The organism is Spirillospora sp. NPDC049652 (assembly GCF_040675125.1).
In the GTDB taxonomy this organism is placed as follows: domain Bacteria; phylum Actinomycetota; class Actinomycetes; order Streptosporangiales; family Streptosporangiaceae; genus Spirillospora.
Map to the genome: position 1 here is coordinate 1 of NZ_JBFAOF010000859.1, position 3,119 is coordinate 3,119.

Annotated in this window: 3 protein-coding genes; 2 read left to right on the forward strand and 1 reads right to left on the reverse strand. The window is 74.4% G+C overall.

Annotated elements, in window-relative coordinates:
- Positions 1-718: SDR family NAD(P)-dependent oxidoreductase (locus tag AB0J52_RS33885; RefSeq protein ID WP_500186966.1), on the forward strand; the 718-nt coding region annotated here is incomplete at its 5' end.
- A 23-nt stretch (positions 719-741) separates the two neighbouring features.
- Here the strand turns inward: AB0J52_RS33885 and AB0J52_RS33890 are convergent.
- Positions 742-1,947 (reverse strand): serine hydrolase domain-containing protein, encoded by a 1,206-nt coding sequence (locus tag AB0J52_RS33890; RefSeq protein ID WP_500186967.1) that lies wholly within the window; start codon positions 1,945-1,947, stop codon positions 742-744.
- Between the two features lie 38 nt (positions 1,948-1,985).
- Between AB0J52_RS33890 and AB0J52_RS33895 the strand changes: the two genes are divergently transcribed.
- A complete protein-coding gene (locus AB0J52_RS33895; RefSeq protein ID WP_500186968.1) occupies positions 1,986-2,897 on the forward strand; it encodes a cyclase family protein in 912 nt (303 codons plus the stop codon).
- Positions 2,898-3,119: the final 222 nt, after the last annotated feature.

The window sequence follows — 3,119 nt, forward strand, 5'->3', positions numbered from 1 at the left end:
CGCCCGGCGCGTCGCCGTGGTGACCGGCGGCGCGGGCGGCATCGGCCGCGCGATCTGCGCCGACCTCGCCGCGCTCGGCGCGCACGTCGTCGTCGCCGACCTCGCCGCGGACGCCGCGGCCGCGACCGCCAAGGCGTTCCGCGGCACGGCCCTGCCGGTCGACCTCGCCGACCCCGCGTCCGTGGACGCGTTCACCGAGGCCGTCGGCCCGGTGGACATCCTCGTGCACAACGCGGGCGTCAGCGTCGTCGAGCCCTTCACCGAGAGCGACCCCGCGCACTGGGACCTGATGTGGAAGGTCAACCTGCGCGCCCCGATGCAGCTCACCCGGGCGCTGCTGCCCGCCATGGCCGAGCGCGGCCACGGCCGCCTGGTGTTCGTCTCGTCCGACGGCGCGCGCGCCGGGTCGGGCGGCGAGGGCGCGTACGCCGCGACCAAGGCCGGGCTGTTCGGGCTCGCCAAGTCCCTCGCCCGCGAGGCCGCGCGCGGCGGCGTGACCAGCAACGTCGTGTGCCCGGGCCCGACCGACACGCCCATGGTGCGGCAGGTGGCCGAGCGGCATCCGGACCTGCTCGACAAGCTCGCCCGGCAGATCCCGATGCGCCGCATCGGCCGTCCGTCCGACATCGCGGGCATCGTCGCGTTCCTGTGCACCGATCGCGCCGCCTACATCACCGGGCAGACCATCTCGGTCAGCGGCGGGATCACGATGCAGTGACCGGCGCGGGGGAGGGGGCCCGGCTAGAGGGACGCGTACGCGGCCTCGACCAGGCGGTACGCGCGCAGGTCACCGGAGAGCTGGTCGCCGATGCGGTTCGGGAGGTAGGCGAGCGCCAGGTCCGCGTCGAGGTCCCCGAGTCCGATCGCGCCGCCCGCGCCGGTGTGGCCGAACGCCGAGCCGCGCCCCGCCTCGGGGGTGAAGAACACCATCGACGGGCGCATGAAACCGAGGCCGAACGCGCTGTTCACCGTGAGCGTGAGGTCCTCGCCGCTCACGCGCGTCCGGATGCCCTCGCGCAGCGTCTCGGGGCGGACGTACCGGCCCGCGATCAGGTTGGCGTAGAACGCGGCGAACGCGCGCGCGGTCGCGACCACCCCGGCGGACGGCCAGCCCGCGCGCAGCACGACGGGGTTGTTGAAGCCGCCCTTGCCCGGGCTCGGGTTGTTCACCGACCGGTTCATGCGGCTGCCCGCGTCCAGGTAGGCCTCGGCGAGGCGGTTGAGGCGGGCGTCGTCGTCCACCGCGCGCGGCCCGTCCTCGTTCCGGATCCCGCGCACGTTGGTCAGCTTGGCGGCCCGCTCGATCACCTCGTCGGACGACCCGACCCACAGGTCCAGGTCGCGTGCGAACTCCTTCTTCACGAACTCGCCGGCGGGCATCCCGGCGTGGTGGCGGACCAGGTGCCCGGCGAGCCAGCCGTAGGTCAGCGCGTGGTAGCCGTGCGCGGTGCCGGGCTTCCACTCGGGCTCCTGCGCGGCCAGTTCCGCGGCGAGCGCCTCGGCGTCCGCCGCCTCCTCGGCCGCCACCGGACGTGCGAACGCGGGCAGCCCCGCCTGGTGGGTGAACAGGTGCTCGTTGGTCACGACGTCCTTGCCGTGCGCGCCGAAGTCGGGCCACCAGCCGGTCACCGGCGCGTCCCAGTCGAACGCGCCGCGCTCGGCGAGGAGCAGGGCGGCGGTCGCGGTCAGCGCCTTGGTGCAGGAGAAGCCGAACACGGGCGTCTCCTCGCGCCACTCGCGCCCGGTGCGGCGGTCGGCGACGCCGCCCCAGAGGTCGACCACCTTGCGGCCGCCGGAGTAGACCGCCACGGCCGCGCCGACCTCCCGGCCCTCGGCGAAGTTGCGTTCGAACACGTCCCGGACGGCGGCGAAGGCCGGATCGCAGTGCCCCTGGACCGGCCCCTGCCCGCCGTGCCCCTGCTCGCTCGTTCCCTGCGCGGTCGTCATGGGAGCGTCCTCTCCTCGGAAGGGTCTGAAACCGAATGATGCTCGATGAGCCGAACAACTGGGGACGCTGGGGTGCCGCCGACGAGCGCGGCGCCCTGAACCTGCTGACCCCGGAGACCGTGCTGGCGGCCGTCGCCGGCGTCCGGGAGGGACGGGTGCTGAGCCTGTCGCTGCCGATCCGGGGCGCGACGTCCTCGCCCGCGCCGACGACGGTCCCGCACCTGCGCGGACGCCCGCTGCCGCAGCACTTCATGTCCGTGGACGGCGGCGACTACGCGGCCGGGACCAGGGCGATCGGCGCGGGGCTGAAGATGGCGGACGACGCGCTCGTGGTGACCCCGCACGGCACCACGACCCACATGGACGCGCTGTGCCACATGTGGTCAGGCGACGAGCTGTACAACGGGCATCCGGCGAACCGGGTCCGCTCCTACGGCGCCGGCCGCTGCGGCATCGACAAGGCCGGGCCGGTCGTCGCGCGGGGCGTCCTGTTCGACGTCCCGCGCCTGCGCGGCGTCGAGCACCTGGCGGCGGCCGACCGGATCACCCCGGACGATCTGGAGGCGTGCGCGGTGGACGTCCGCCCGGGGGACGTGGCGGTGGTCCGCACCGGATGGCCGCTGACCTGGCAGGACGGCCCGGACGCGTACTGGAGCGGCCAGCCTGGCCTGTCGGCCGAGGCGGGCCGCTGGCTCGCGGAGCGCGACGTGTGCGCGGTCGCGTCCGACAACGCGGCGATCGGCGGCCTCAACGAGCACCAGCTCGCCGACGAGGAGCTCGCCGACGACCTGCACATGATCCTGCTGTGGCGGCACGGCGTCCCGCTGCTGGAGATGCTCTGGCTGGAGGAGCTGGCCGCGGCGGCCCGGACGGACTTCCTGTTCCTCGCCGCGCCTCTCCGGATCGAGGGCGGCACCGCGAGCCCGGTCAATCCCGTCGCCGTCCTCTGAGCACCCACCTCCCCGCGCCCTGGACGGTGGCTGAACATTCGCCCTATGTCCACGCAAAAGTGATCAAGGAGTGATCGTTTCCGGCGAGCCTGGAGGGGGTTCATCCCCCAGAGCAAGGAGGACACCCGATGCGCAGACTCGTGACGGTCGGCGCGGCCGGGGCGCTCGTCGCCGCGACCGCCTCCCTCACCGGCGCGTCCCTCACCGGAACCGCCGTCGCCG